41 protein-coding genes and 2 tRNA genes are annotated in these 24470 nt (G+C 33.9%); 39 read left to right on the top strand and 4 right to left on the bottom strand.

The annotated features are described in order from the left end of the window. From BCF58_RS01275 to BCF58_RS01285, 3 genes are read right to left on the bottom strand one after another with little or no spacing between them, the layout of a single operon-like run. Positions 1-324 carry a hypothetical protein gene (locus BCF58_RS01275; RefSeq protein WP_121459992.1) on the bottom strand — a complete coding sequence of 108 codons (324 nt, stop codon included), beginning with the start codon at positions 322-324 and terminating at the stop codon, positions 1-3. Beyond that, a complete protein-coding gene (locus BCF58_RS01280; RefSeq protein ID WP_121459993.1) occupies positions 302-844 on the bottom strand; it encodes a DUF4468 domain-containing protein in 543 nt (180 codons plus the stop codon). Before BCF58_RS01280 ends, BCF58_RS01275 begins: the two co-directional genes overlap by 23 nt. Positions 845-858: 14 nt before the next feature. After that, a complete protein-coding gene (locus tag BCF58_RS01285; RefSeq protein WP_121459994.1) occupies positions 859-1683 on the bottom strand; it encodes a helix-turn-helix domain-containing protein in 825 nt (274 codons plus the stop codon). A 124-nt stretch (positions 1684-1807) separates the two neighbouring features. On the opposite strand from BCF58_RS01285, the gene BCF58_RS01290 reads away from it, so the two are divergent. From BCF58_RS01290 to BCF58_RS01420, 26 genes are all read left to right on the top strand, one after another. Next, positions 1808-2041 carry a hypothetical protein gene (locus BCF58_RS01290; protein ID WP_121459995.1) on the top strand — a complete coding sequence of 78 codons (234 nt, stop codon included), beginning with the start codon at positions 1808-1810 and terminating at the stop codon, positions 2039-2041. After that, the gene (locus BCF58_RS01295; protein ID WP_121459996.1) at positions 2028-2249 is read left to right on the top strand and encodes a hypothetical protein; all 222 of its coding nucleotides are present in this window, start codon (positions 2028-2030) and stop codon (positions 2247-2249) included. The genes BCF58_RS01290 and BCF58_RS01295 overlap by 14 nt, the downstream gene beginning before the upstream one ends. A gap of 4 nt (positions 2250-2253) precedes the next feature. After that, on the top strand, positions 2254-2568 hold the full coding sequence (locus BCF58_RS01300; protein ID WP_121459997.1) for a DUF3853 family protein: 315 nt from the start codon (positions 2254-2256) through the stop codon (positions 2566-2568). A 24-nt stretch (positions 2569-2592) separates the two neighbouring features. Then, the gene (locus tag BCF58_RS01305) at positions 2593-2913 is read left to right on the top strand and encodes a hypothetical protein (RefSeq protein WP_121459998.1); all 321 of its coding nucleotides are present in this window, start codon (positions 2593-2595) and stop codon (positions 2911-2913) included. 388 nt (positions 2914-3301) lie between these two features. Beyond that, positions 3302-3976 (top strand): ERF family protein, encoded by a 675-nt coding sequence (locus BCF58_RS01320; protein ID WP_121460001.1) that lies wholly within the window; start codon positions 3302-3304, stop codon positions 3974-3976. A gap of 11 nt (positions 3977-3987) precedes the next feature. After that, positions 3988-4983 carry a PD-(D/E)XK nuclease-like domain-containing protein gene (locus tag BCF58_RS01325; RefSeq protein WP_170148958.1) on the top strand — a complete coding sequence of 332 codons (996 nt, stop codon included), beginning with the start codon at positions 3988-3990 and terminating at the stop codon, positions 4981-4983. Next, positions 4983-5357: a DUF3127 domain-containing protein gene (locus BCF58_RS01330; RefSeq protein ID WP_121460003.1), complete on the top strand. Its 375-nt coding sequence runs from the start codon at positions 4983-4985 to the stop codon at positions 5355-5357. Before BCF58_RS01325 ends, BCF58_RS01330 begins: the two co-directional genes overlap by 1 nt. 12 nt (positions 5358-5369) lie before the next feature. Further along, positions 5370-5807: a hypothetical protein gene (locus tag BCF58_RS01335; RefSeq protein ID WP_121460004.1), complete on the top strand. Its 438-nt coding sequence runs from the start codon at positions 5370-5372 to the stop codon at positions 5805-5807. Beyond that, entirely contained in the window at positions 5804-5971 is a 168-nt protein-coding gene (locus BCF58_RS17315; protein ID WP_170148959.1) for a hypothetical protein, read from the top strand. Before BCF58_RS01335 ends, BCF58_RS17315 begins: the two co-directional genes overlap by 4 nt. A 1-nt stretch (position 5972) precedes the next feature. Beyond that, entirely contained in the window at positions 5973-6569 is a 597-nt protein-coding gene (locus BCF58_RS01340; protein WP_121460005.1) for a hypothetical protein, read from the top strand. A gap of 3 nt (positions 6570-6572) precedes the next feature. Beyond that, entirely contained in the window at positions 6573-7181 is a 609-nt protein-coding gene (locus tag BCF58_RS17555; protein ID WP_228434702.1) for a hypothetical protein, read from the top strand. Positions 7182-7185: 4 nt separating this feature from the next. Beyond that, complete coding sequence (locus tag BCF58_RS01350; RefSeq protein ID WP_121460006.1) at positions 7186-7791, top strand: hypothetical protein; 606 nt, start codon at positions 7186-7188, stop codon at positions 7789-7791. Between the two features lies 1 nt (position 7792). Next, the gene (locus BCF58_RS01355) at positions 7793-8050 is read left to right on the top strand and encodes a hypothetical protein (protein WP_121460007.1); all 258 of its coding nucleotides are present in this window, start codon (positions 7793-7795) and stop codon (positions 8048-8050) included. Between the two features lies 1 nt (position 8051). Further along, entirely contained in the window at positions 8052-9269 is a 1218-nt protein-coding gene (locus tag BCF58_RS01360; RefSeq protein WP_121460008.1) for a DEAD/DEAH box helicase, read from the top strand. A 6-nt stretch (positions 9270-9275) separates the two neighbouring features. Beyond that, a complete protein-coding gene (locus BCF58_RS17250; protein WP_147462003.1) occupies positions 9276-9521 on the top strand; it encodes a hypothetical protein in 246 nt (81 codons plus the stop codon). A 42-nt stretch (positions 9522-9563) separates the two neighbouring features. After that, on the top strand, positions 9564-10484 hold the full coding sequence (locus BCF58_RS01370; RefSeq protein ID WP_121460010.1) for a Lin1244/Lin1753 domain-containing protein: 921 nt from the start codon (positions 9564-9566) through the stop codon (positions 10482-10484). Then, on the top strand, positions 10472-11563 hold the full coding sequence (locus BCF58_RS01375; protein WP_121460011.1) for a P-loop NTPase family protein: 1092 nt from the start codon (positions 10472-10474) through the stop codon (positions 11561-11563). Before BCF58_RS01370 ends, BCF58_RS01375 begins: the two co-directional genes overlap by 13 nt. Then, entirely contained in the window at positions 11538-11972 is a 435-nt protein-coding gene (locus BCF58_RS01380) for a hypothetical protein (protein ID WP_121460012.1), read from the top strand. Before BCF58_RS01375 ends, BCF58_RS01380 begins: the two co-directional genes overlap by 26 nt. After that, complete coding sequence (locus BCF58_RS01385) at positions 11959-12198, top strand: hypothetical protein (protein ID WP_121460013.1); 240 nt, start codon at positions 11959-11961, stop codon at positions 12196-12198. The genes BCF58_RS01380 and BCF58_RS01385 overlap by 14 nt, the downstream gene beginning before the upstream one ends. Next, positions 12195-12608: a hypothetical protein gene (locus tag BCF58_RS01390; protein WP_121460014.1), complete on the top strand. Its 414-nt coding sequence runs from the start codon at positions 12195-12197 to the stop codon at positions 12606-12608. Before BCF58_RS01385 ends, BCF58_RS01390 begins: the two co-directional genes overlap by 4 nt. Then, complete coding sequence (locus BCF58_RS01395) at positions 12605-15331, top strand: DNA methyltransferase (RefSeq protein WP_121460015.1); 2727 nt, start codon at positions 12605-12607, stop codon at positions 15329-15331. The genes BCF58_RS01390 and BCF58_RS01395 overlap by 4 nt, the downstream gene beginning before the upstream one ends. Then, the gene (locus BCF58_RS01400) at positions 15331-17124 is read left to right on the top strand and encodes a DNA cytosine methyltransferase (RefSeq protein WP_121460016.1); all 1794 of its coding nucleotides are present in this window, start codon (positions 15331-15333) and stop codon (positions 17122-17124) included. Before BCF58_RS01395 ends, BCF58_RS01400 begins: the two co-directional genes overlap by 1 nt. Beyond that, positions 17121-18038, top strand: a complete 918-nt coding sequence (locus tag BCF58_RS01405; RefSeq protein ID WP_121460017.1) for a phosphoadenosine phosphosulfate reductase domain-containing protein — start codon at positions 17121-17123, stop codon at positions 18036-18038. The genes BCF58_RS01400 and BCF58_RS01405 overlap by 4 nt, the downstream gene beginning before the upstream one ends. 51 nt (positions 18039-18089) lie before the next feature. Then, a complete protein-coding gene (locus BCF58_RS01410; protein ID WP_121460018.1) occupies positions 18090-18383 on the top strand; it encodes a hypothetical protein in 294 nt (97 codons plus the stop codon). 11 nt (positions 18384-18394) lie between these two features. Beyond that, positions 18395-18691 carry a hypothetical protein gene (locus BCF58_RS01415; protein ID WP_121460019.1) on the top strand — a complete coding sequence of 99 codons (297 nt, stop codon included), beginning with the start codon at positions 18395-18397 and terminating at the stop codon, positions 18689-18691. A gap of 147 nt (positions 18692-18838) precedes the next feature. Continuing rightward, the gene (locus tag BCF58_RS01420) at positions 18839-19291 is read left to right on the top strand and encodes an ASCH domain-containing protein (RefSeq protein WP_121460020.1); all 453 of its coding nucleotides are present in this window, start codon (positions 18839-18841) and stop codon (positions 19289-19291) included. On the opposite strand, the gene BCF58_RS01425 is transcribed toward BCF58_RS01420, so the two are convergent. Next, on the bottom strand, positions 19281-19535 hold the full coding sequence (locus BCF58_RS01425; RefSeq protein ID WP_228434703.1) for a helix-turn-helix domain-containing protein: 255 nt from the start codon (positions 19533-19535) through the stop codon (positions 19281-19283). The genes BCF58_RS01420 and BCF58_RS01425 overlap by 11 nt on opposite strands. A gap of 140 nt (positions 19536-19675) precedes the next feature. Between BCF58_RS01425 and BCF58_RS01430 the strand changes: the two genes are divergently transcribed. The 13 genes from BCF58_RS01430 to BCF58_RS01485 all read left to right on the top strand — a co-directional run bounded on the left by BCF58_RS01430 (position 19676) and on the right by BCF58_RS01485 (position 24468). Beyond that, complete coding sequence (locus tag BCF58_RS01430; protein ID WP_121460021.1) at positions 19676-20044, top strand: LPD29 domain-containing protein; 369 nt, start codon at positions 19676-19678, stop codon at positions 20042-20044. Between the two features lie 73 nt (positions 20045-20117). After that, positions 20118-20318: a hypothetical protein gene (locus BCF58_RS01435; RefSeq protein ID WP_121460022.1), complete on the top strand. Its 201-nt coding sequence runs from the start codon at positions 20118-20120 to the stop codon at positions 20316-20318. Between the two features lie 8 nt (positions 20319-20326). Then, positions 20327-20557 (top strand): hypothetical protein, encoded by a 231-nt coding sequence (locus tag BCF58_RS01440; RefSeq protein ID WP_121460023.1) that lies wholly within the window; start codon positions 20327-20329, stop codon positions 20555-20557. A gap of 63 nt (positions 20558-20620) precedes the next feature. Continuing rightward, positions 20621-20830: a hypothetical protein gene (locus BCF58_RS01445; RefSeq protein ID WP_121460024.1), complete on the top strand. Its 210-nt coding sequence runs from the start codon at positions 20621-20623 to the stop codon at positions 20828-20830. Positions 20831-20866: 36 nt separating this feature from the next. Then, positions 20867-21265, top strand: a complete 399-nt coding sequence (locus tag BCF58_RS01450; protein ID WP_121460025.1) for a hypothetical protein — start codon at positions 20867-20869, stop codon at positions 21263-21265. 7 nt (positions 21266-21272) lie between these two features. Next, positions 21273-21545, top strand: coding sequence for a hypothetical protein (locus BCF58_RS01455; RefSeq protein WP_121460026.1), 273 nt, complete (start codon positions 21273-21275; stop codon positions 21543-21545). Between the two features lie 103 nt (positions 21546-21648). Then, positions 21649-21975, top strand: coding sequence for a helix-turn-helix domain-containing protein (locus BCF58_RS01460; RefSeq protein ID WP_170148960.1), 327 nt, complete (start codon positions 21649-21651; stop codon positions 21973-21975). A gap of 253 nt (positions 21976-22228) precedes the next feature. Next, positions 22229-22331: transfer RNA gene (locus tag BCF58_RS17320), tRNA-OTHER, on the top strand. A 137-nt stretch (positions 22332-22468) separates the two neighbouring features. Beyond that, positions 22469-22540, top strand: a tRNA-Cys gene (locus tag BCF58_RS01465). A gap of 127 nt (positions 22541-22667) precedes the next feature. Next, positions 22668-23300, top strand: a complete 633-nt coding sequence (locus tag BCF58_RS01470; protein ID WP_121460028.1) for a hypothetical protein — start codon at positions 22668-22670, stop codon at positions 23298-23300. Next, on the top strand, positions 23297-23536 hold the full coding sequence (locus BCF58_RS01475; protein WP_121460029.1) for a hypothetical protein: 240 nt from the start codon (positions 23297-23299) through the stop codon (positions 23534-23536). The genes BCF58_RS01470 and BCF58_RS01475 overlap by 4 nt, the downstream gene beginning before the upstream one ends. 1 nt (position 23537) lies before the next feature. Then, complete coding sequence (locus tag BCF58_RS01480) at positions 23538-24119, top strand: DNA-packaging protein (protein ID WP_228434704.1); 582 nt, start codon at positions 23538-23540, stop codon at positions 24117-24119. Beyond that, positions 24106-24468 carry a hypothetical protein gene (locus tag BCF58_RS01485; RefSeq protein WP_147462004.1) on the top strand — a complete coding sequence of 121 codons (363 nt, stop codon included), beginning with the start codon at positions 24106-24108 and terminating at the stop codon, positions 24466-24468. Before BCF58_RS01480 ends, BCF58_RS01485 begins: the two co-directional genes overlap by 14 nt. The last annotated feature ends 2 nt before the right edge of the window (positions 24469-24470 follow it).

Below are 24470 nucleotides of genomic sequence, written 5' to 3' on the forward strand. Positions count from 1 at the left end.
TCAATCATTGTTTTTTAAAGGTCCTTTCCCGGTTACAAGCCAATGCGCTGAAAAATTATATTTTTCTACCATTAACGTTAATAAGTTAAGTGGGAATTGTCGATGCGGTTCCTTAGTAAGTCTGGCCATATTGCTAGTATTTAAATTATTAATAACACAAAAAGTATGAAATCCTCTTAAGTTTTCGGTTGCTATAACGTGGTAAACAGCTGTAAAAAAACGTCTAACAATAGGGAAATCGTTAGAGATTCTTTCGATATTCTCTTCGTATTTTGTTTTGGTTTTCATAAATGTTTTTATTTTACCAATCTTTATTTCCTTCATATTTTGTGTTCATAGATTCTTTCAGTCCATCAATGAGTTTATTGACTTTTATTGAAATTTGTTCTTTAATGTTTTTCCATGCTACTTTATTTGGTTGTCCTCTTGATGGCCTTGGAACCTCATTAGATTCTGTAATCATTCCGTAGCTAATTGCTGGATTACCCATCACGGTTGTGCCGGAATGCCGGAATGCATAAAATTTATATTTATACCTACCATTTTTAACGAAAATGCTTATTTTAAAATCAACATCACCTTGTACTGCGGAAGATCCAAAAAATAATTTACTAGGATTGTAAAACATTTTTCCATTCCCTGAAAGTTCACCATTATTTCTGTCTTCTGTTGCGATTACATACTTTTCATCATTAAAGCTTTTGCCTATCCAGTTTCTGGCTCGGTTAAATAACTCGTCCTTTGTAATTGTAGAGTCTACTTTAATAACTTCTTCAAATTCGAAATATTGGGAAGAAATAATACCTGAAATAAAAAAACAAGTAAGGATTAAAATTTTTTTCATAATATATTAGATTTTTAATAAACATCAGAAAAAGAACTTTCTACTTTCATGACATAATAAAGCATTTTAACAGTGTTTAAAGAAACGTGAACATTATGGGCATATTCTGAGCTAGGGTTCCAGGAATCAACTGTTATTGTAGCTGTGTTTACGTTATGATCTATTATTTCCTTCAGGGTTGGTCGTCCGAAATCTGTGGAGGCTATTACCCATAAGGGAAATTTATTATATTTTAATTTATCTTTCCAGTGAATACGTTGTAATTCTCGCCCCCAAACAATACTCCCGTCAGGAACGTATCTGTTTACTTCTGTTCCCTCCATAGATCCTCCTTTTATTCTAAAAGCTGAATATTTTCCTTTAAGCGGACTTTTTACTACTGTCACATGTTGTTCAATGTCTACATAATCTGGATGCCTTGTATCTCCTTCATTATCCAACAGGCTTGCGGCAACATCCCATTCAAATAAAGGCATATACATTAGATACTCGCCATTGGGTAATTTTTCAAATCTATTTCCAAAAGAATTTTCTATTACTTCATTTTCTGCTTCATCTTCATTCATTTCTATGTAATCTACTGTGTCAACTTCTTTATTTGGTTCAATTTGTCTATTTTTTATAGCATTGCTGTATTGTAGCATTTCGCCATCACCAGTTAATAGCCAATCTATATTTAAATCGGTATAAATATTTTTGATTAATGTTAGTTTATCAGGCTGAATAGATTTTCTTATAGCATTTACATACCCAGAAGACACATTTATAGATTCAGCGAACTTTCCTTGTGAAATTTTTTTGTTTTTCAAGTAAAATTTAAGTCTCTCTTTTACAGTCATTTAGTTATTTTTTAATTAAAATACATAGCAAAGCTATTGTTTATTATATAGCAATGTTATATATTTGCTTCATAGTTAACGTAAACATTTACGCAAATATAGAAAAGTTATGAACATTAGCAAGATGGTTTACCAGAAAATTAAAGATGATTTATCATTCCGACTTGGTTTAGCCCAAGCAATGGGAATCTCAGAAAGACAAGTTCAAAACTTGGTTAAATCAGCTGAAAGAGGAGTTTCGGTAAGATTGAGAGACTTTGTTGCTGTAGAATATTATAGATCAAAAGGTCTTTCAGATGATGAAATTTTTGAAAAGGAAATATCAACACAAAAAAAAGAAATAAATGAAAAAGTTTAACGTATTAAGGGCTTTCAGTAGAGCAAAAGTTTTTCCAAAAAATCAAAAGTATCTGGGAAAAATTTTCATAAAGTCCATAAAGGAAAGTGACAATGCAGATGCAGCAAATGAGATTTTACTCGCTGCTTACATGCTAAAGCTTCCAAATTACTTCGAAATAGAAGATGAGTTTCACAAAAAATTCCCAATTAAATTTTCAAAAACTTAGAAACATGTTACCTCCAGAAATATTAAACAAACCTCTTATTTCTATGACTGGAAGCGAAATATTAGAATTATTCGGAGAAATTATTTCTAAGAATGATAAACCACAAGTTAACGATTTCACCGGCAAAAACTTGGTTTATGGAATTAAAGGTTTAGCTGATTTGCTCAAATGTGGTAAGTCAAAGGCACAAGAAATTAAAAGCTCTGGAATTATTGATGAAGCTATAATCCAGACTGGAAAGAAAATAATAATTGATTCTGAAAAAGCAATCGATTTATTAAAGAAAAATTCCCCGGCTGCAACCGAGGATGATGAATAGTTTAACCATTAAAGTCAAACATATATGTTAAGTACAAATGTAGGAATTATTTCTCCTATGGAACAAATAAAACTTCAAAAATTAGAAGCTTTTGTTTCAACAGATGAGAAAAAATACTTTGAAACAGATTATACACTTTGCGAAGATGATAAAATAAGCATTGATGTATCATTAGAAATTGATTTGGATTTCCATCCGGATCTAGGAAAATCTCCTAAAAAATTAAAGGTTCATGTATTAGGCGGATATGATGCAAGAGAAAATGAAGACTTAGCTTTTAGTAAGTCCGACCTAAAGGAATTAGAGTCCTATATAGCAAAAAAATTAATCCTTTATATCAACTAACCATGAAATGGATTGTTATTAATTATGACAGAATAATGCTCATATTCTATCTGCTATTAGCTTTATCAAGTGTTTGTGTATTGGTTCATCAATACTTTAAAGGACATTCTATCTGGGTTCCAGTGATTTTATTCTTGATCGCTTTCCAGGGGTTTAATATTCATTCTAAAAACATTTTAAATGAAAGGTAATGAAACAATTAATAAGTCTATGGTCATGGTTTTTTGTTCAGTACAGATACTTTCTTCAGTACCTAATGAAAATATAGTAGCAAAAAGAAATATCCATAAGAGAAGACTTTGGAAAGTGTGGGTCTACGAAAACAAAAAGAACACATTGGATCAACAACGTAGGAATTTTGATTTAAATAACCATTAAATAAAATAAAATGAGTTCACTATATAAAAAGCTTCACCAAATACAAACCAAAATTAATGGTCTTGGTAAAGATAAAGCCAGCGGGCAATATGGTTATGTTTCCGGGGCCAAAGTATTCGAATTTATTCGGCCTCTTATGAATGATCTTGGTTTGATTTTAAAACAAGAAATTCTATCAATTGATAATGACCGCCAAGATTATAAAACAGGAATCGGTACTCAGTATGAAAAACCAAAGTCTGAGATTCTTTCGAAAGTTATGATGCGATTCACTTGGATTGACATCGAAACTGGAGAAAAGGATGAAAACTTATTTGGAGCTAACGGACAGAATGATTGGGAAAAAGGATTAGGTTCTGCATTAACCTATGCTGAAAGATATTTCTTCCTTAAGTTCTTTCATATTCCTACTGACGAGGATGATATAGATAATGAGTTGAGGAAAAAGGTTGATGATGAAAAACATCAAAATAGCGCAGCAACACAGGCATCTGAAAATAAGCCTGCCAATACTACGACTACTCAAACTCCTCTGCCGTTCTTGAATGAAAATGATGAGAATTGGAAGAAAGTTGAGGAATCTATTAAGAAGGGAGAAAAGATAAAACTGTCAAGCCTGCAAAAGAGATTTAAAATGAGCAAAGCAACAGTTGACTTACTTAAAACCAAATTTCAAATTCAATAATCATGGGAGCAATGAAAAACACAGCTATCGAAGCACAAGAACAAGAAGCGATAAATATTCCACCAATTGAACAACCGGATGAGAGATCAAAACGTGAGATTTTAATTGATAGGCTAATAAAGAAAGATATTCATATGTCCTACTCGAAATTAAAGAATCTTACTAGCCCTATCAATTTCATGAATGCATTGCTTCAGCCAAAAAAGAAAAATGCTGGAATGAACTTTGGAAGCATGGTTGATTGTCTTGTTTTGGAAGAGGATAAGTTCGAGGACAAGTTTGTTATTATTTCAAAAGGTCCTTCAAAAGGAAATCAAGAAGACATGGTGGATGAAATTATGAAATCTCACCCTCTTGATGATTTCGACAAAGTTTTTGAACAAGCATTTAAAAACAACTACAAAGCTGGGAAAATAGAATCTGTAGAACATTTAAGAGCTTATTGTAAAGCTTTATTAAATGGTAAAGATTGCGTTTCTCAAAGCGATTATGATTTAGCTGTAAAAATTGCAGATCATCTTAAAAACGCTCCAGATGTAGCTGATGAGCTTTGTATTTGTGAGGAATTTCAAAAAATGATCAGATTTGAATTTATGGGATGGCAGTTCGTTGCAATTCTTGATACCTGGGCACCTTCTATTTTCCATGACATGAAATTTGTTTCCCAATTAAACCCTGATAAATTCAAATGGGAAATTGAAAAGTACGATTATGAAATGCAAATTGGGGTTTATGCAAAAGGGTTAGAGATTCTGGGATTATCTATCAATCCAAAATTCAAATACATTCTTTATGATGATGACTTTAATTATTCGGTTCCGGAAATTGAGGTTGGTTATATCGATTTCTGTAAAAGAAAATTCGAATACTATGTAATGCGCCTTAATAAGATGGTGGAAGAAAAAGCCTTTGACAGATCCTATGATTATTTCAAAAGCAAAAATGTGATCTATAAGCCACAGTGGGCTCCTGGATTTGATTATACAATCTTTCAAAATAACGAATAATGGAATTACAAGGAACAGTGAAATTTATTGGAGCCATTCAAACTTATCAAAGTGGTTTCCAGAAGCGAGAAATAGTTATTCTAACAGAAGAACAATACCCACAGCCAATAAGTATTGAATTTTTATCTGATAAAATATCCTTGCTGGATAATGTGCAATCAGGTGAAAGTGTAAAGATTGGAATAAATATCCGGGGGCGAGAGTGGACCAACCCACAAGGTGAAACTAAATACTTCAATTCCATAAATGGGTGGAGATTGGAAAAAGTAAATAAAGCCGGTTCACAGCCTCAAAACACACAAACCAATTCGGCTCCTGTATATAATAACGAAAATCCATTTGCTGGAGACGATGATGATGATCTTCCTTTTTAATTATTGAAAATTATGAAAGCAATTGAAATCGAAACAATCATCCGTGAGGGCAAATTCAGGCAAAATCTTGATTTAATAAAACAGGCAGCCCAAAAGTATGAAGGTAAAGAGATCATTGTGATTTTCAAAAGAAAATATAAGAAGAGATCCAATTACCAAAACAGTTTTTATTGGGGTGTTTGGATTCCTATACTTCAAAGAGCAATACATGAAACCTGGGGCGAGATAAGATCAGCTGAAGATGTTCATGATATTATAAAGATGAATTGCAATTATGAAGAAAAGATCAATGAAGAAACCGGATCATTTATAAGGGTTCCTCAATCCTCAACAAAGCTCAATACCTATGAATGGGAAAATGAATTCAAACAAAAAATTAGACAATTCGCGCTAGACTTTTTTAATGTGGTTCTTCCGGAACCTAATGAACAATTAAAAATAGACATGTGAAAATAGGTGATGAAATGACATTAAACAAAGATGCGAAGTTCGGGAAAAGCTTCTGGGCTTCCAAAGGTGAAAAAGTAAAGGTGGTAGGAATAAGCGGGAACGCTATCACCTGTGAAAATAAAAAAGGATTAAAGTTTCCCTGCAACATTAAAGATTTAGAATAATATGAAAACATTTCAAATTACAAAAGAACAAATTTCAAAAATTTATGCATGCTCAAATTCTGGATGGCTTAATGAAAAATTAAAAGAATGGTGGCCGGAAGCTTTTAACACAGAATTGCAAGTTGGTAACTGGTATAAATCAAAATCTAATAACATAGCCTTTTATCAGGGTGAAGGTGTTTTGACTTTTGGCATTAATGAACTAAGAGGTTGGATAGAATCCCCAAATTGGTTTAATGAATTCAATATTACTAAGCATAACTGTAGACCTGCTACAAAAGATGAGGTAAGAACTGCATTAATTGCTGAAGCAAAACGCCGTGGAATAAAATCAGGCTCATGTTTGAAAACACCTAAAAATTTCGGAAACGGAAAATTCTCTGACGGCTTATTTCTTAAAAGGGATTCGGAATTTGAATTTGATTGGAATGACTTAAGAATTCGGAGTGCTACAATAGAAGGCAGTGCCGCTGTGATCTTTAAAGATGGAGTATGGGCTGAAATAATTCAAGAAAAAGAGGTTACAATGGAAGAAATATCTGAAAAATTCGGTGTTCCTCTTCTAGGTCTAAAAATAGTTAACAATTCAAAATCATAAAATATGGAAAATTTCAAAGAAATTAAACAAGAAATTCTTGATCGAGCAAAGAATGTTGATGCTTGTAATGGTGAATACAAAAGAGCTTATAAAGCTGAAAACTATGAGGAACTTTTAAAAGTTGTAACAGATAATTTTAACTTTTGTTGTAATAATAAAATTATTGACTGTGAGCTTCTTTCAAGGATTGGAGAAAGTATATGTAATGAAAATAATTTGTTTTATAACGTTTCAACAGATAAAGGGTTTTTACTAGCGGATTCCGCTACTGTTAGAGCTTCGGGTTCCGCTACTGTTGAAGCTTGGGGTTCCGCTACTGTTGAAGCTTGGGGTTCCGCTACTGTTAGAGCTTCGGGTTCCGCTACTGTTGAAGCTTGGGGTTCCGCTACTGTTGAAGCTTCGGGTTCCGCTACTGTTAGAGCTTCGGGTTCCGCTACTGTTGAAGCTTGGGGTTCCGCTACTGTTGAAGCTTGGGGTTCCGCTTACATCAATTCATATAATAGCATTGAACATAAAATTTCAGAAAAAGTAATTCTACGGTATTACTATGAAAATAGGGTTGTTCTTGCTGATGTAGAAAGTTTAAAACCATTACATAATTCAAAATCATAATCTCATGGGAGAAAAACAAGTTATCGAAATCAACTCTGATCAGCTTGAAAGGTTAGCGGATCTAGCAAATGGAGAAAAGCAAATTGAGATCAAATCTGGATCTCTTAAAGATCACTTTCTCACCTATTCTTATGAGCTGCTTGTAGGAGTAATGAAAGGTGACGAATTGACCAGAAAGGGGGTTCATATCGTGCACGATGATATGTTGGAGGCTTTTAAGCAGCTAGATGTTTTCCTGGCTCATATAGACGGGCTTTACCATTGGACAAATAATCAAACACCAATTCACGAATTAGAGGAGTTTGAAGGCTTGGAAAACTACTACGTTACTGCATTCAAAATTACAGGAACCGAAGAAAACAAATCTGTTATCCTTACAGGAGGTAAAATGGGAGTTTATGGCACTATTGGGTTTAGTACTCCAAAAATTAAACTGGACAATAGCAACTATTTATATGTTGAAGAGCTTCAAAACAGACTTCGTATTGTAATTGAGCAGGTTGAAGCCTATATGAACGGAAAAACGGCTCCACAATATGAGCAGCTGTCAATGAATTTTGAAGCCGGAGATTCAGACGATGATGAGTTTAACAATGCAAAAGTAGATTGATATGGAAAACGCAGATAAACCAATAAGTCCAACATTCATAAAATTCACTGAAAATGGTAATCCAAGACCAGTTTCTGAATATGAGGTTTCTCGAGGTGGATATAGTGATTTCAGTATTGGTCTAACCAAACGAGAATACTTCGCAGGATTAGCATTGCAAGGTTTGGTAGGAAACACTCACAATAATTCTCCAAAATTTATTGCTGAGGTTGCGATAAAAATATCAGATGAGCTTTTAAAACAATTAGAAAATAATTAGTATGTCAATAGCTGAAATCGTAAAAGAAAATGCGCCGAATTTATTCACAGTTGCTGAAAAGCCAAAATATACTCTCAGGCCATACCAAAAAGAAGCGGTTGAGGCGGGCATAAGATACTTTCAGGGAAACTCAAAAAAGAATGTAGTACTTATTCTTACCACAGGAGCAGGTAAATCTGTAGTGATAGCAAATATGCTTGCTCCTTTAACCGGAAAGACGGTGATCCTACAACCTTCAAAAGAAATCTTGGAACAAAACTTTGCAAAATACATCAGCCAGGGTTTTAAGGCTTCTATTTATTCAGCTTCAGCTGGACAGAAAAAGGTTGATACTATCACCTTTTGTACTATCGGAAGTATTATTAATAAAAAGCATCTTTTTGAAGGTCTGGAACACATTATCATTGATGAGTGTCATTTGGTAAACCCAAAAGGAGGAATGTATGAGGAATTTATTTCTGCATTTCCTAAAGCTAAAGTTTTAGGGCTTACAGCAACTCCTTACAGATTACACAGTACCATGGAGGGAGCCCAATTGAAATTTATTACAAGAACCAAACCCAGGATTTTCGATGAGGTACTTTATTACGTTCAAAATTCTGAACTGTTTTATAATGATCCTCCATACTTAGCCAAACTTGAATATTTCTCTTTTAATGTTGTGGATAGATCAATGCTACAGGTAAATAGTTCAGGAACCGATTTCACAGAGCAGTCCCTTAAAAGATATTACAAAATAATCGACATGCCTTCCATTATTGTCAAGTATGCTAACAGATTACTCGCAAAAAAACCGAATCTTCTTGTTTTCTGCTCATTGATTGAAGAAGCTGAAAATGTTACCCGGAGAATTCCTGGAGCTGTAATTCTTACAGGATCTACAAGAAAAGATGAAAGAGAAAGAATTCTTTCTCAATTCAAATCAGGAAAAATAAGATGTGTTGTAAATGTAGGAGTTCTTACGACCGGTTTTGACTATCCGGAATTAGAATGTGTCCTTATTGCCCGTAGTACAATGTCTTTGGCCCTTTACTATCAGATTGTAGGAAGAGTTATGAGAATAGCCCCTAACAAGGAAAAAGCATGGGTTGTTGATCTGGGAGGAAATGTGAATTTCTTCGGCAAAATTGAAACAATGAAAATCGAGCAAACTCCAACCGGATTGTATTACATATCCAATAACGGGAGACAACTCACGAATGTACCATTTCAAAAATGATTTATAATGAAAATTAAGATAAAAATAAAAAAATCAGAGTTTAAGGCTCTGGCAGAAAGCGGTCTAATACCTCAATTACTTCAAGAGAAGAAAGAAAGTCGCCGAATTTTACGTACATTAATGCCTCTCTCTTTTTATCGATCAGGTGCAAGTACTCCTTCTTATGATCATCAGTCAGAAGCTTCTCCAAAGATTCAATCCGAGCTAAAAGACAGTGAATCTGAAGATTTAAACCCTCTAAATCATCCATAATAACTTGTTTTTTTCAAAACTAAGTAAAATAATTAAAGTAAAATGGCAAGACCGCTAAAAATAGGATTGGATTACTTTCCGCTCAATACCAATATAGATTCTGATGATAAAATACAGTTGGTAGAATCTGAATTTGGGAGCAAAGGCTTTGCCGTGATCATTAAGCTTTATTGTAAAATCTATGCCGACAAAGGCTACTATTACGACTGGACAGAGAAGGAAAAACTTTTGTTTGCTAAGAGGACAGGTGAATCTGTTGGCTTAGTCGATGAAATTGTTAAGAGGTCGGTTAAGTGGGGACTGTTTGAAGAGTCCGTGTTTAATCAGTTTCAAATTCTCACATCCGCAGCAATTCAAAGTAGATTTTTAGAGGCTGTAAATAGAAGAAAAAACATCGAAATGTTTAGTGAAATACTATTAATTGACATTAATGATCACGAAAACGGAATTAATGTTAACATTAATTCAATAAATGACAACAATAGTACACAAAGTAAAGTAAAGGAAATAAAAGAAAAGAAAAATAAAGGAGTGGTTCCGCCTTCCGGCGAATCTTCCCCACCTAAAAATCCTAAAGATCAAAAACCAAAATCTGAAGGTGAAGAAAAGGGAAGTCCTCCCGAAGAACCGAAGGAGCCAATTGCTGATAAAATTGATTTTGCTAAACTCTTACAGCTGATCAATAAAGAAACCGGGCGAGGTTTTCAGGTAATAAATGAAAATGTAAGGAAAAAGTTTCGGGCCAGGCTAAAAGAGGGGTATTCTAAAGAAACTATTCTAAAAGCTATCAAAACTGCTCCGCAAAGTGAATATCATAAGGGTAATGGCTGTCAATATCTTACTCCGGAATTCTTTTCAAGATCTGATACACTGGATAAATATGGAAATGAAGCTTCAGCAACAAGTCCCAAAACGGAAGACCCTAAAGAACAACCTAAAATACTTGGACCATGGGCTTCGTAGATTTATTAGGACGTACTAGGGACCGTATGAGGTACATCCGGGAACATGGAGAGCTTGATCCCATTCATTTCGGATTCTACACTTGGAATCAATTTGATAAAGGTCTTTACCTAATGGGTTCCAGAAAGACAACCATTCTGATCGGCGGGGAGCCCAATCACGGGAAAACACAGGTTGCAAATGAATTAGTGATACAGCTGATAGAAAAGCACAATTTCAAAGTTGCTCTATTTACTACTGAATCAGGTGATGTAGAAAAGGTTTTCTCCCAATTCTGCGGACTATATCAGGGAAAACCATATTCGAAAGTAAAACCGGATGGCTCAAAAAATTCTTTTGCAATGACTGATGCCGAAGCCGATGAAGCTGAACAATTTCTTTTGGATAAGCTTTATGTTTTCAAGCAGGACAGAAAAAACTCCAGCTATCAAACATTGGATAATATCTACAAAGAATTAGAAAAAGCTGAGAGGCTATACGGGATAAAATTCGATACACTGGTTATTGACCCGATATATGATGTTGATGATTTTGAGCCGAAAGCCAGCGAAGTATTGAGGTGTCTAAACAGGATTAACCTGGAAGCTGAGGAAAATAACCGCTATGATATCATTGTAAACCACGTAGCGGAAACCCAGAAAACTTTCGATCCGAAAACCGGTAAAAGAAGAAAGCTTCTTGCTTTGGCAGATGAGTTCTATGGAGGAAAGAACAATAACAGGAAAGCGATGCTGCAGGTTTTAGTTCACCGCCCGGAACCAAACAATGATCCGGAGAAAGGACCAATAATTAAAGAGAACCAAACCAATATCCATATTCTGAAAGTAAAGCCTGAAGGAATTGCAAAATGGGGAATATATCCCATTTACTTCGACTGGAAAAGCCGAAGATATTACGAGGACTATGTAGAAAATGAGACAACAAAATTCGCTTTTGCCAGCTGTACAAAATTCTACGACCGAAGTCCTGTAAATAGTTTGAACATTAACACATTTAGATTTACACCAGAACAAGCATTTGATAATGGACCACCAAAACAGCAACAAGGAGAAGATGATGAAGACGATTTTCCATTCTGATATGAGATTAAATTTCGCTGGCTGGATTAAGAAATGGAACGACGGAATTGCCACACAGGATGATTTTGAAACAAAGATCATGCTTTTGGAAAAACTTCAGAGAGGGTTTGCAATAATAACCAAGCTTCTTGAAGATAATGACAAAAAAATAATGATCAAAGCTCGCGGCAATTTAATTCCCGGAAGCAATGAAGCCAATGAAAAGGAGGTAATGGCACTTCTGGAAAATCAAAAAAAGCCATGGTATAAAAATCTCGAATCTGTAAGGAATGATCTTAATTATATCAGGCATGTTCTGGATAACATCTATGAGATCAAAAACCGAAGAAGCTATGAATGTTTCCAGCTCAGGGCCGAAAATCATAAACTCAGGGCCGAAATTGAAAGATTAAGAAATGAAAAAAAATAAACCTAATTGGTTAAAGCAAAAACCGAAGATGATGATGGATATAAATTTTAAAACTAAAAGAATGGAAAATACAATCAAAATATTGCTATCAGTAGTTAAAATCAAAAATAAAGCTCTTTATTTTTTTAGTAGAAAACCATCACCTGAAAATTTTGAGATACGCAAAAAATATGAATTGGATATCGCTGAAATCGAAAGAGCAATTTTAATTCTGAAAGGATTATGACCTGGAGTAAGTCTATTCTTAGTAAACTTCAAAAGGAAGGAAAAATTAAAAATGTTTTCATTCCTCCGGAGCCAAAAAACAAAATCAAAATTCCTAAAGAAATCGGAAAATATAAGCTTCACATCAATTCAGTACTTAAAAGTTCGGGATTAGAATTCAAAGAAGAATATCAATTCGATGAAAATAGAAAATTTCGGTTTGATTGGGTAATTCCTGAGCTAAAGACGGGAATAGAGTTCGAAGGAATAATGAGCGAAAAAAGCAGGCATACTACTATTGAGGGATTTTCTAATGACTGTATTAAATATAACCTAGCTCAGTGCAACGGATGGAAAGTATTACGATACACGGTATTGAATTACCTGGAAATTGAAAATGACATAAAACTATTAATTGAAAAAGCAAAATGAGATACGAAGAGTTTTTAAAAAATAAAGTAATTGTTTCGGAGGATTTCGGATTTGAAGTGTCTGAACTTTCTCCAAAACTTCACCTTCATCAGCCTGATATTGTAAGATGGTGTCTTAAAGGAGGAAGAAGAGCGATTTTCGCTTCTTTTGGGCTTGGAAAATCCATGATGCAGCTAGAAATAGCCAAGCAATGTATTTTAAAGGAAAATAAACCGTTTCTAATCGTTTGTCCTTTAGGGGTGATCGGTGAATTCAAAAGAGATAACGAAAAGCTTGAAACAGGATTTGATATTTCATACATCAAAGATACTGATGATTTGGCTGTTCAGTTAGCCGAGAAAAAGGCAATTGACAACTATGGAGAAAAAGAGTTTGAAGCTGCTAAATCAGAATATTTAGAATCATTAAATAATCAGGATTTAAGAATTTTTGACTTTGATCCGGCGACCATCTACATAACAAATTACGAACGAGTTCGTAAAGGGGATATAGATCCTTCTCTTTTTTCCGGAGTTTCATTTGATGAAGCTTCAATACTTCGAAATCTAAAAACCGAAACTACAAATTATGTTTTGAACCATTTTAAAAAAGTTCCTTACAGGTTTGTAGCAACCGCAACCCCGACACCAAATGATTTCATTGAAATTCTAAATTATGCAGAATATTTGGGTGTAGCAGACCGCGGACACCTTCTTACTAGATTCTTCAAAAGAGATTCAACGAAAGCCGGAAATCTTCAGTTACTTGAAAGTAAAAAAGATGAGTTCTGGAAATGGGTTGCAACCTGGGCGGTATTCATCAATAAGCCTTCTGATCTTGGATATGATGATTCACAATATAACCTTCCAAAATTACATATACATGAAATTGAGGTTGAAAATTATACAGATGAGGTAATTACCGATAAATATGGGAAACCAATTTTATTCAAAGATAATACAAAGTCATTGATCGATACTTCACGGGAAAAGTCGCAAACTGTAGATATAAGAGTGCAAAAAGCTCTTGAAATAGTTCAGCAGAAAGGTCCCGAAGACAATTGGATTCTATGGCACCACTTGGAGGCAGAAAGAATGGAAATAGAAAAGAAATTTAAAGGATATTCTTTGAATTCTGTATTCGGCGCTCAGGATAATAACTGGAAAGAAGAGCTTTTAATTGGTTTCTCAGAAAATAAATATCAGATTCTTTCTACAAAACCCAAAATAGCCGGATCCGGATGTAATTTTCAGCATGCATGTCATAAAATGATATTTGTAGGTATTGATTTCAAGTTTAATGATTTCATCCAGGCTGTCCACCGTGTTTACAGATTTATGCAATCTGAAGAAGTTCATGTGTATATAATATTCACCCAAAATGAAAGAGAAGTGTTAAAAACTCTATTTGACAAATGGAGAAAGCACAAAGAGCTTCAAAATGAAATGATCTCTTTAGTAAGAGAGTACGGATTAAACTCAGAATTAATAAAATCTCAAATGGAAAGACAAATTTTCGCAAATGGCAGAAAACTTATAATTGGTGATGCCACATTATATAACAATGATACTGTAATAGTTCATTCGGATCCGGAAGAAATGCCCGATAACTCAATTGGGATGCATTTAACTTCAATTCCTTTCGGTGATCATTATGAATATTCAGACAATTATAATGACTTCGGGCATAATGATGGAAATGAAGAATTTTTCAAGCAAATGGAATTCTTAACCCCAGAATTATACCGAACATTAATGCCGGGCCGTATTGCAGCAATTCACGTAAAAGATCGCCCGCGTTATTCTCATCAAACTGATGTACAATTTTTCACAATAGAACCGTTTTCCGATGCTACTGTAAGACATTTTACAAAACAAAAAGTGAAAGATCAAATTACAATCTGGGAAGGGTTGACGGCTGAGGATGGTATTTCAAATGAGTTGAAAGAAAAAAGATTGCAGGAGTTAAGGTCTGAATATGAAAATAGATTCCATTTTATTGGCCGTATTACAATTACCACGGATGTTGTACGTGAGAATAATCAAACCTATCGTTTAGGTTGGGGTGAACAGCGGAAAGATGCTTCAAAAATGGGTGTTGGGATTCCGGAATATATTCTTCTTTTCCGAAAACCTCCTAGTCATACCAAAAATGCATACGCTGATGATCCTGTAGTAAAAAAGATTGATGAATATCTTTTATCAATGTGGCAACTTGATGCTCATTCTTATTGGAAATCTTCCGGGAACCGGTTCCTTTCTGCCGAAGAAATTAAACGTTTCGACATGGATAGAATTTATAATGCCTGGAAAAAATACAATACATCTGAGGTTTATGACTATCAAAAGCATCTGGAAGCATGCAATATGTTGGAAGGAGAAGACAAGCTATCAAAACTCTTTATGACACTTCCACCTCATTCAAATCAAGAATGTGTTTGGTCAGATATCAACCGTATGAATACGCTGAATGCAAAGCAAGTCTCATCTAAAAAAGAGAAACACATTTGTCCTTTACAGCTGGATATCATTGAAAGGCTAATATACAGGTTTACCAATGAGGGAGATACAGTGGATGATTGTTTCGGTGGGCTTTTTTCCACTCCTTATGTTGCTCTTAAATTGAAAAGAAAGGCTAAAGCGTGCGAGCTTAATTCAGAGTATTTCAATGATGGAGTTAGCTATATCAATGCAATTAATTATCAAATTAATATGCCAACATTATTTGATTTAATAGATGCCTAATGAAAAATAAATATATTGAAATTGGACTTTTAGCGATCAGTCTTTTATATGTTGATCTTTTCTGCGGGGCTGGGGGAACTTCTACAGGCGTGGAAACTGCAAAAATTCACGGGGAAAAGTGTGCAAAGGTTATTGCATGTGTTAATCACGATGCCAATGCGATCGCCTCACATGCAGAAAATCATCCGGAATCACTTCATTTCACAGAAGATATAAGAACCCTTGAATTAGGCCCATTAGTTGAATATGTTGCCAAAATGCGTAAAGAATACCCATTTGCAAAATTGGTTCTCTGGGCTTCATTGGAGTGTACAAATTTCAGCAAGGCAAAAGGTGGGTTGGCCCGTGATGCTGATAGTCGTACACTTGCGGAACATTTAGATCGATATATTGAAGCCATAAATCCCGATTCCATTCAGATCGAAAATGTTGAGGAATTTATGAGCTGGGGGGATCTTGACGAAAAAGGAAAGCCAATCAGTAAAGACAAAGGACGGTTATATATAAAATGGGTAGATCATGTAAAGAAGTTCGGATATAATTTTGATTATCGCATTTTAAACTCTGCTGACTTCGGAGCTTTGACATCACGAAAAAGATTTTTTGCACAATTCAACAAAGGTGAATTTCCCATTGTATGGCCTGAACCTACACATGCCAAAAATCCAGTAAATGGATTGTTTGAAAGCCTGGAAAAATGGAGACCTGTTAAAGAGGTTTTGGATTTTTCCGATGAAGGGGAAAGTATATTCGATAGGAAAACATCTCTTGTAGAAGCTACATTGGAAAGGTTTTATTCCGGGTTAATAAAATTTGTTGCCGGAGGAAAAGATAAATGGTTATTGAAATACAATTCGATCAACGGAAAAACAAGAAAGCATATTCCTCCCAGTGTAGATGAACCATGTCCCGTTATTTCTACTCAGGGAAGATTGGGAGTTGTTAATGCTAAATTTCTTGCACAGTACAATTCTGGAAAAGACAGAGTAAAAAGTATAGAGGAGCCTTGCAATACAGTGACTACAAATAACCGATTTGCAAAAGTAGAATGTAGTTTTCTATCAAAATATTTTTCTGGAAATCCTGACAGCAAAAACATTTCCATTGAAGGACCTGCACATACAATTACTACAATAGATCATCATTCATTGGTTCAGCCAAAGTTTATGAGTACTTATTATGGAAAAGGTTCTAATATATCCGTCAATAGTCCTGCACCGACAGTAACGACAAAAGACAGGATAGCTTATGTAAATCCGACTTTTATTGATGTTCAGTATGGCAATGGTTATGTATCTGACATTAATAAACCTGTGGGAGTTTTGACAACAAATCCAAAACAAAGTTTGGTTACCTGCAATCATTTTTTAATGAATCCACAATACAATTCCCCAGGAGGTTCTATTGAAAATCCTTGCTTTACTCTTATTGCCAGAATGGATAAGATGCCTCCTTATTTAATAGAGGCTTCTGATAAAGTAGATGGTAATAATTTTCCCTCGTTCATAAAAGTAGATGGCAATACGGTTATCTATGAGATTTATGAGAATGATTCTCCGATGATGAAACAGATTAAAGAGTTTATGGCAATTTATGGATTGGTTGATCTTAAAATGAGAATGCTCAAAATTCAGGAGCTTAAAGAGATCATGGGGTTTCCTAAAGATTATGTCCTTATAGGAACCCAGGCAGATCAAAAGAAATTCATCGGGAACGCTGTTGAAGTTACAATGGCCCGAAAGATATGTGAGGCAACCGCAAACCGATTGTTTGAATTAAGAAAAGCAGCATGATGAAGAAAAAAGGGCTAATATCATTTTCTGGCGGGGAAACTTCCGGTTTCATGCTGTGGTGGTTGTTAGAAAATAAGAGTGATGAATATGATTTCACCATAGTTTTTGCCAATACCGGAAGGGAGAATGAAGAAACCCTTGAATTTGTTAAGAAATGTGCAGAACATTTTGGATGTGAAATTATCTGGATTGAAGCCGTTATTCATCCACAATATAGAAAAGGGACCACACACAAAGTTGTTTCCTACGAAACGGCGACTAGAAACCAGGATTGGAAACATAGAAATGATACGCCCTATGAATTGATGGTTAAGAAGTATGGTTTAGCAAATATAGCTTCCAGATCTTCCACGCGAGAATTAAAGGAAAGACCTATTCATTCATACATGAAAAGTTTAGGATTTAAGAAGAATGAATATGAAACTTTCATTGGGATCCGGGTTGATGAGTTTGACAGGATGAACACCAAAAAAGGTGAATATAATTTAAAATATCCACTTGTAACCTGGAAACCTTTCACAAAAAAACACGTGAACTATTGGTGGTCGTTAATGTCCTTCAGGTTGAATTTAAAAGGTTGGGAGGGGAATTGTGTCACCTGCTATAAGAAAAACCCGGATAAACTCACACAAATAATGATTGATGATCCCTGGAAATTTGAGTTTGACGAATATCTCGAAAAAGAATATGGAAACTATATTCCAGAAAACAAGAAGAAAAAATTATTAAAAGAAGGGAAGCCGCTTCTAGAATTACCAATAAAAATATTTCGGGAAAACCTGACAGTAAATGACATAAGAAAAAGGTCAAAATCTTTTAAAAAGAAAATCAAAGATGATAGCAAGACAACCGATGTACAGTTATCATTATATGATGATGAAAGCTGTGAAGTGTTTTCCCAGTGTGGTAATTAAATACAATTTTCATCAAAAATTATATACAAAAAACTCTAAAAATTATATAAAATGATCACAAAAGACATTGCAAGATTGATTCACAACTGTTATACAGAAATAGAAAGTGGTGAAAAAATGATCCAGGAATTGAAAGAAAGACTCAATGATAAAGGTGAGTTAGAATTGAAAAACACCTGGGGAGACAGTAAAGTTTTAGAACTTCATATTCCTTATGAGAGAGGGAGCTATAGCATTAGAAGGGTTCCTTTTCATCTGGCTTTAGATGTAATCAAAGAGCACATTGCAAACCAGAAAAAGGAGCTTGAAAGATTGAAAGAAGTTTGTAGAGTACAATTAGCTTAAAATTTACATTTATGAAAACATTTAAAAATTACAAGGAGGAATCCCGGAAAAATTGGGGATCAGAGCTTGATGAAGGACAAACTTTAAATTCAGATCAAATTAAAGTTGGTGCCCTTCTTCGGATAGCTGACGCATCTGAACTTATGGCTTTGAATCATTTACAGCTTCAAATAGAATTGGACCAAATGAAAAATTCAAGAGAATATTATAAAAATCTTTACGAATCTTCTCAAAAAACAATTTCCTCTTTCAAGGGTCAAATTACAAAACTTAAAAATAGACTTAAAAACTTAAATAATGAAAAATAATAATACAGTAACTGGAAGCGCAATTATATGTACTTTAATAATTGTGGTTTGTGTAGTTATCGTTACAGTTCTTTCGTACCAAACCGGAAGGGAATCCGGAATACTGGAAATGCAGAATAAATATGACTCAATTCAAAACTAAACAACATGACAAAAGCATTAAGCATAAAACAACCATGGGCTTCACTCATAGCCTTAGGAATAAAAGACATCGAAAACAGGACATGGAAAACCAACTTTAGAGGCAGAATTTATATTCATTCCTCTGGAACTGGAGCAAAAGGGAAGTTTTTAGCAATGAATGAAAAACAAAGAGAAGAAGCTGCAAAATTTGAAAAATTTTATCCTCTTTATTTTGATGATTTACAAAGAGGTGCAATAATAGGTGAAGTTGATATAGTTGATTGTGTAATCAATCATTCAAGTATTTGGGCTGAAAAAACAAACGGATGTTTTCTTGAAAATAATGTCTTCTATAAGAAAGGAACTAAAATAATTTATAATTGGGTTTTGGCCAATGCTGTGCTTTATGATAAACCAATCCTCAACGTAAAAGGGAAACTTTCTTTTTGGGATTTCGAAAAAACCATCATTTCTTAAGAAAGCCGATATTTATTAGTTTGCCGTTTTCATCCTTTTTGTAGATAGGCTCCAGATTATCCTCACCTTCATCTAATAAATCACTGACTTTAACTCCTAAAACATCAGCTATTTTAATTAAGGTTTCCAGAGAAGGTTTCTTTAAATTGTTTGATATAGTGCTTCTTGAAACACCAAATTCTTCGGCCAGGTTCACATTACTGAAACCTTTTTCTTTCATTAACTGTTCTATTTTAAATTTCATTGCCTCATAATTATGATACAAAACTATATAATTTTCATTGTTTGTTTTACGATCATAAAACTTTTAACAAAAATTTAACATTTTAAATTGTTTTATATTTATGAAACTTTATATCTTTGAAATATCAAAATAATAAAACAATGGCTTACATTTCAACAGAACAAGTTAAAGAATTCAGAAATCGAATTAAGGAAGTTTTCCCAGCAAAATTAGGGTGGAAAATTTCATTATTCAGAGAGCATTATACAGGTGTATATGTTAAAATATTAGAAGCTCCTATAAAATTAACTGAGAAAAATTATGAGCAAATAAATGAGTATTACATCGATTTTAACAAAAATCTTTCTTCCGGAATTGTTTTCAACATGATTAAGGAAATATGTAATAAAGGAAATCATAATAACAGTGATTCAATGACAGATTACTTTGATGTTGGGTGGTATTTTAGTTTAAGTGTTGGAAGCTGGGATAAGGCTTTTAAGTTATCCGAAAAGAATATCGCTGCATAAAAATTTAACTAACCTCTAAAAATAAGTCAGCGGGGTAAAACCGCTTTTGGGGGTAAAAACAAAAAAAAATATTATGGAAAGTACAAAATTAATTACAGCATTAGAAAATTTCTTAGAATCCTATAACGCCCTAACTAGACAATGGGGCATGACTGATCATCCTGAAATATTAGATGATAATTATCCATTTGAAAAGTCATTTGATGAACTTGAAATTGTAGAATGGGTTGAAAAGGCAATTGAAAAATTAAAGATCCTAAATCAGAACAAATAATAGAAATAATGAATCCAAAAACACAGGCAAATGATCTTATAATTGAATTTATTGGTTATGAGATACCGGAAGGAGCTTCCGCAATTTCAAGGAAACAAGCGATTCAATTTTCTCTGAATCTAGCTAAAAAGCTTAAAGATGAGGTTTATGATATTTATCAAAAAACTGGTGGAGATGAATACGCTAGAAAAAGGTTTCACCACTGGCATGAAGTAATACAAGAACTTGAAAAACGATGAATAAAAATAATAGATTACGGAAACCCATAATTTTAAACAAAAATCGAGAATTAAATTTGAATCATGATACAATTAATTATTACAATAGCTATTTTCATTTTATTTGTTTCTCATGAAATTTCAACTTTCAAAATCTTAAAGAAGTATAAAAAACTAACAGATGAACAAAAGGATTTTATAGATCAAATGAGAAATGATTATGATTCTTTGATAGAAAAATATTTAGATCTATTACAAAAGAAAGATGAACCTGGAAAAAACAGGGAACCTTAAAATTTCGATAAAATCAAAAGAAAATATTTTTGAATTATGAAAACAACACTATTTTTATTACTAGCCGTTTTATTTTTTTCCTGTGAAGAAAACAGGGATTCAGAATACTACAATCCTAATCATTTGATTCGAGTAAATTTCGAAACGAAACAAGCGTGGGACGGGGGTAAGGAACTTAAAATAGCTTCAGAAAATGCCACTAACATTTGTACTCAAATAATAAGAAATTCTTCTGCTCCTGAAGCAATTAAGTATGATATATTATGTTTTGGAGCCAATGACAAAGGGACAAATTTTGCTTACTTAAAAATTAAAAATTCGGCTGTTGATGGGGTTTATCTCATAGAGTACGATAACGCTAGAGCTCTTGTTCATCATTCAGACTCATATTTTCAAGCTGATTGCGGATTAAAATGGATAATTTCAGAAAATTAATATAAAAATGAGAAAAGATCAAACAAACAATTTCAAGTTTTATCAATTCCTTTCAGATCAAGGATATTCTAAAGAAACTATAAGAGATTCAACCGGGAAAGCATTTTGTTATAATTACCAAAAGGAGGTTGCAGAAAAGACCTGGAATGCAGTAACAATTTTTAATAACGGAACATTTACAGCATCCTCACATTCTGGGAAATTGGAATTTCAAAAACAACCATTACCCCAATCAAAAGAAGAAGCCGAAAAGATTTTAAAAATTATTGAAATAATTTAGGTCTAATAGACTAAAATTGAAAACTATTTTTTATATTTGTAGTGATTAAGTAATTAAGGTATAGGTAATTATTGCTCAAATGAAGAATAGTGTTCTTTTAAAGGTGAAAACAATTGTTTCTTCTGAATTGGGAATAAATAAAAATGATCTCACCAGCAAATCAAGAAAGCAAAATTTAGTTTTTGCGAGAATGATTTTCTCTTGTATTTGCAATAATCATTTCAAAATTACTCAACAAAGAATAGCAGATTATTTGAACCAAACACAGCCAATTGTTAACTATTACCTAAAAAACATTGTAAATGAAATTAACAACAATGAAGCCTTCCTTTATGATTACCAAAGGATTTTATTAAAAATTGAGCAGGTAGAACAAAGGAAAAAGCAAAAAGAAGAAAGGGATAATAAGTTATCTCTTCAGAAAAAATAAAGCACTAAAGAAAGGACTAAAAATTTAATGATCATTTAATTTTTAAAATTCGTCCAATCAGCAAAGAAGTTCAAAAAGTGCTTTTCCTTAGCATAAACATTTTTTCATTTAAATATTTTTTTTGTTTGGAGGTAGTTCTCTGCTGTGAAGCCCAGAGCTACATTCTTTTCTCATTTAAGAATCAAAACCAAAATGAGGGGTGTCGTTATCAGAGAAACCGTTTCCTTAACCCTAAACAGTGAAAGAGTGATCTGGAGAAGTGGCGGAAGGGCAGACGCTAAAGACAAGTATAGAGTGATCTGAAAAAGCTATTCAGGGAACTAACACTCATACAGGTTCGAATCCTGTCTTCTCTACAAACTTTTAAGACGGAATGAAATAAGAGCGACCTTACGACTTTGCAATGAAAACAGGCTGATCATCTGGGTTGTGCACGACTGGATATTGTAAAGGTGGAAAAAGCGGGACCCACGGGGTAAAAGCCGTGGAAACTGGGAAAGTAGCTCAGTGGCAGAGCGTGACGGTGCAAACGGCGAGGTCGGTGGTTCGAATCCATCCTTTTCCACAAGACTACGTTAAACTACAGGAAATTGTGGTAGTCTTAATGATTCTCATGTTTAATTTGAGTTTTCATGGTTATTAGTTTTTAGCCCGACTGACTTATTGTCGGTCGGGTTTTTAAATCCTACACAATGACAGAAAAATTAATTCAAAAAGCTTTATTGAAGAACTGGCATTCTCACCATTACAAGTTCATCAATGTTTTCTATTTCGACAATGAAAGTGACTGGCTTAGTTTTCTGCCATCTGGAATTTGCTATGAGGTTGAAATCAAGATCAGCCGTTCGGATTTTAAAGCAGACTTCAAGAAGCCTAAACACGAAATCCATGAAAAGAATGATGCAGGCAAAGGATATTATATTGAAAAAAGAGGTGGTAATACTTTGCTTGATCCATCCTGGGAGTTCTGCAAGAACTTTCCGGAATTAGTAATAGCTGAAGAGCATCGTTCTTATAGGCATAACAGATATAATGAAATGGATATTCGGTTGTATTACATCCCTTATTCTACTATTGAGATCCGGGAAATGAACAATTTAAAACTTCCAAACAAGTTCTTTTATGCAGTTCCGGAAGGGATGATCATTCCGGATGAGGTTCCAAGTTATGCAGGTCTTCTTTACATAGATGAAAACTTGAAAGTAAAAAAGGTAAAGGACGGCAAATTTATCCACAAAGATATTCTAAGTCCTACCAAGCTATTCAATAAAACATATAATTCTTATGTATCTAATTTATATTCAAATCTAAACAAAGTATCATGAAAGCAATAGAATTTAAAGAGCAAAATGTGGTTTTTGCAGAAAATCAACCAGAATATTTATCGTTGCCAGCCTTTAAATCCGAAGAAGGTGATGTTGTAACATGTTGGGAATTAAGTGATGAAGAAATAGAAAAGATTAAAGAGACCAAAAACATCTTTTTAGCAATTAAGACTTTTAATCATCCTTTACAACCAATTTTTATAACAGTTGATCGTAAAGAGTTATTTACAGATTAAAATGCAGAAGAAAACGACAAATAAAATACCAACCACTAAAAAGGCAGCCGCTCCCAAAAAAAGAGTGGCTAAAACAGTTAAACCCCTTCCAGAAAAACCGGAAACAATTACAACAAACAAAACATTTGGAAACCAATTCTGGAAGATGAGAGCAAAGCACGGCCGGGATAAACTTTTTGCCACTCCTGAGGAATTATGGAATGCAGCATGTGAATATTTCCAATGGGTTGAAGACAATCCCCTTCCAGAAACGAAAGTATTCCAGCATCAAGGGAAAGTTGTTACGGAAACCGTTCCAATTATGCGGGCTATGACATTAGGACAGCTTTGTTTTTACCTTAATTGTAATGAAGCATACTTCAGGCAATTTAAAGCAAGATTAACAGATGAGGATGAGGGTTTTTCTACGGTCATCGCTGATATAGAGAATGTAATTTATACACAAAAGTTCCAAGGAGCATCCGGAAACCTTCTAAATGCTAACATTATTTCCCGTGATCTTGGTTTGGCTGATAAGAAGGAAGTAAACGGGACGGTATCATTCCTGGATTTTTTAATGCAAAGCTCAGATGATGAAGAGTAAAACTATCAAAATACCAATTTTTTTCGGAAATCTAACTATTATCTACTCTGAAGGATGGGATGAAGTTAACAAAAGGTACGAAAAACAAACAGATTGGCTTACACCTCTTGAAAACCTTTCTGAAGCATGCGTTTTTACGGCACATTACAAAAGTGGATATACACAATATGTTGTTGCATTCAAAAGAATACCTAAAGGATTTGTTATAGCTCATGAATGTGTTCATTTGGTAAATCGCATTTTTCAAGATCGAAGATTAGTCTTAGATATGTACAATGATGAAACCCAAGCATATTTAACAGGTTGGTTCTTTGAGCAAATAGATAATTTCTTTAAAAATCAAAAATAATT

This window comes from Chryseobacterium defluvii (assembly GCF_003634775.1).
Taxonomy (GTDB): domain Bacteria; phylum Bacteroidota; class Bacteroidia; order Flavobacteriales; family Weeksellaceae; genus Chryseobacterium; species Chryseobacterium defluvii.

Excerpts from the sequence above, each read along its gene's own strand:
- BCF58_RS01275 (WP_121459992.1), bottom strand. The coding sequence starts at position 324 with ATGAAGGAAATAAAGATTGGTAAAATAAAAACATTTATGAAAACCAAA.
- BCF58_RS01280 (WP_121459993.1), bottom strand. The coding sequence starts at position 844 with ATGAAAAAAATTTTAATCCTTACTTGTTTTTTTATTTCAGGTATTATT.
- BCF58_RS01285 (WP_121459994.1), bottom strand. The coding sequence starts at position 1,683 with ATGACTGTAAAAGAGAGACTTAAATTTTACTTGAAAAACAAAAAAATT.
- BCF58_RS01290 (WP_121459995.1), top strand. The coding sequence starts at position 1,808 with ATGGTTTACCAGAAAATTAAAGATGATTTATCATTCCGACTTGGTTTA.
- BCF58_RS01295 (WP_121459996.1), top strand. The coding sequence starts at position 2,028 with ATGAAAAAGTTTAACGTATTAAGGGCTTTCAGTAGAGCAAAAGTTTTT.
- BCF58_RS01300 (WP_121459997.1), top strand. The coding sequence starts at position 2,254 with ATGTTACCTCCAGAAATATTAAACAAACCTCTTATTTCTATGACTGGA.
- BCF58_RS01305 (WP_121459998.1), top strand. The coding sequence starts at position 2,593 with ATGTTAAGTACAAATGTAGGAATTATTTCTCCTATGGAACAAATAAAA.
- BCF58_RS01320 (WP_121460001.1), top strand. The coding sequence starts at position 3,302 with ATGAGTTCACTATATAAAAAGCTTCACCAAATACAAACCAAAATTAAT.
- BCF58_RS01325 (WP_170148958.1), top strand. The coding sequence starts at position 3,988 with ATGAAAAACACAGCTATCGAAGCACAAGAACAAGAAGCGATAAATATT.
- BCF58_RS01330 (WP_121460003.1), top strand. The coding sequence starts at position 4,983 with ATGGAATTACAAGGAACAGTGAAATTTATTGGAGCCATTCAAACTTAT.
- BCF58_RS01335 (WP_121460004.1), top strand. The coding sequence starts at position 5,370 with ATGAAAGCAATTGAAATCGAAACAATCATCCGTGAGGGCAAATTCAGG.
- BCF58_RS01340 (WP_121460005.1), top strand. The coding sequence starts at position 5,973 with ATGAAAACATTTCAAATTACAAAAGAACAAATTTCAAAAATTTATGCA.
- BCF58_RS17555 (WP_228434702.1), top strand. The coding sequence starts at position 6,573 with ATGGAAAATTTCAAAGAAATTAAACAAGAAATTCTTGATCGAGCAAAG.
- BCF58_RS01350 (WP_121460006.1), top strand. The coding sequence starts at position 7,186 with ATGGGAGAAAAACAAGTTATCGAAATCAACTCTGATCAGCTTGAAAGG.
- BCF58_RS01355 (WP_121460007.1), top strand. The coding sequence starts at position 7,793 with ATGGAAAACGCAGATAAACCAATAAGTCCAACATTCATAAAATTCACT.
- BCF58_RS01360 (WP_121460008.1), top strand. The coding sequence starts at position 8,052 with ATGTCAATAGCTGAAATCGTAAAAGAAAATGCGCCGAATTTATTCACA.
- BCF58_RS17250 (WP_147462003.1), top strand. The coding sequence starts at position 9,276 with ATGAAAATTAAGATAAAAATAAAAAAATCAGAGTTTAAGGCTCTGGCA.
- BCF58_RS01370 (WP_121460010.1), top strand. The coding sequence starts at position 9,564 with ATGGCAAGACCGCTAAAAATAGGATTGGATTACTTTCCGCTCAATACC.
- BCF58_RS01375 (WP_121460011.1), top strand. The coding sequence starts at position 10,472 with ATGGGCTTCGTAGATTTATTAGGACGTACTAGGGACCGTATGAGGTAC.
- BCF58_RS01380 (WP_121460012.1), top strand. The coding sequence starts at position 11,538 with ATGATGAAGACGATTTTCCATTCTGATATGAGATTAAATTTCGCTGGC.
- BCF58_RS01385 (WP_121460013.1), top strand. The coding sequence starts at position 11,959 with ATGAAAAAAAATAAACCTAATTGGTTAAAGCAAAAACCGAAGATGATG.
- BCF58_RS01390 (WP_121460014.1), top strand. The coding sequence starts at position 12,195 with ATGACCTGGAGTAAGTCTATTCTTAGTAAACTTCAAAAGGAAGGAAAA.
- BCF58_RS01395 (WP_121460015.1), top strand. The coding sequence starts at position 12,605 with ATGAGATACGAAGAGTTTTTAAAAAATAAAGTAATTGTTTCGGAGGAT.
- BCF58_RS01400 (WP_121460016.1), top strand. The coding sequence starts at position 15,331 with ATGAAAAATAAATATATTGAAATTGGACTTTTAGCGATCAGTCTTTTA.
- BCF58_RS01405 (WP_121460017.1), top strand. The coding sequence starts at position 17,121 with ATGATGAAGAAAAAAGGGCTAATATCATTTTCTGGCGGGGAAACTTCC.
- BCF58_RS01410 (WP_121460018.1), top strand. The coding sequence starts at position 18,090 with ATGATCACAAAAGACATTGCAAGATTGATTCACAACTGTTATACAGAA.
- BCF58_RS01415 (WP_121460019.1), top strand. The coding sequence starts at position 18,395 with ATGAAAACATTTAAAAATTACAAGGAGGAATCCCGGAAAAATTGGGGA.
- BCF58_RS01420 (WP_121460020.1), top strand. The coding sequence starts at position 18,839 with ATGACAAAAGCATTAAGCATAAAACAACCATGGGCTTCACTCATAGCC.
- BCF58_RS01425 (WP_228434703.1), bottom strand. The coding sequence starts at position 19,535 with ATGAAATTTAAAATAGAACAGTTAATGAAAGAAAAAGGTTTCAGTAAT.
- BCF58_RS01430 (WP_121460021.1), top strand. The coding sequence starts at position 19,676 with ATGGCTTACATTTCAACAGAACAAGTTAAAGAATTCAGAAATCGAATT.
- BCF58_RS01435 (WP_121460022.1), top strand. The coding sequence starts at position 20,118 with ATGGAAAGTACAAAATTAATTACAGCATTAGAAAATTTCTTAGAATCC.
- BCF58_RS01440 (WP_121460023.1), top strand. The coding sequence starts at position 20,327 with ATGAATCCAAAAACACAGGCAAATGATCTTATAATTGAATTTATTGGT.
- BCF58_RS01445 (WP_121460024.1), top strand. The coding sequence starts at position 20,621 with ATGATACAATTAATTATTACAATAGCTATTTTCATTTTATTTGTTTCT.
- BCF58_RS01450 (WP_121460025.1), top strand. The coding sequence starts at position 20,867 with ATGAAAACAACACTATTTTTATTACTAGCCGTTTTATTTTTTTCCTGT.
- BCF58_RS01455 (WP_121460026.1), top strand. The coding sequence starts at position 21,273 with ATGAGAAAAGATCAAACAAACAATTTCAAGTTTTATCAATTCCTTTCA.
- BCF58_RS01470 (WP_121460028.1), top strand. The coding sequence starts at position 22,668 with ATGACAGAAAAATTAATTCAAAAAGCTTTATTGAAGAACTGGCATTCT.
- BCF58_RS01475 (WP_121460029.1), top strand. The coding sequence starts at position 23,297 with ATGAAAGCAATAGAATTTAAAGAGCAAAATGTGGTTTTTGCAGAAAAT.
- BCF58_RS01480 (WP_228434704.1), top strand. The coding sequence starts at position 23,538 with ATGCAGAAGAAAACGACAAATAAAATACCAACCACTAAAAAGGCAGCC.
- BCF58_RS01485 (WP_147462004.1), top strand. The coding sequence starts at position 24,106 with ATGATGAAGAGTAAAACTATCAAAATACCAATTTTTTTCGGAAATCTA.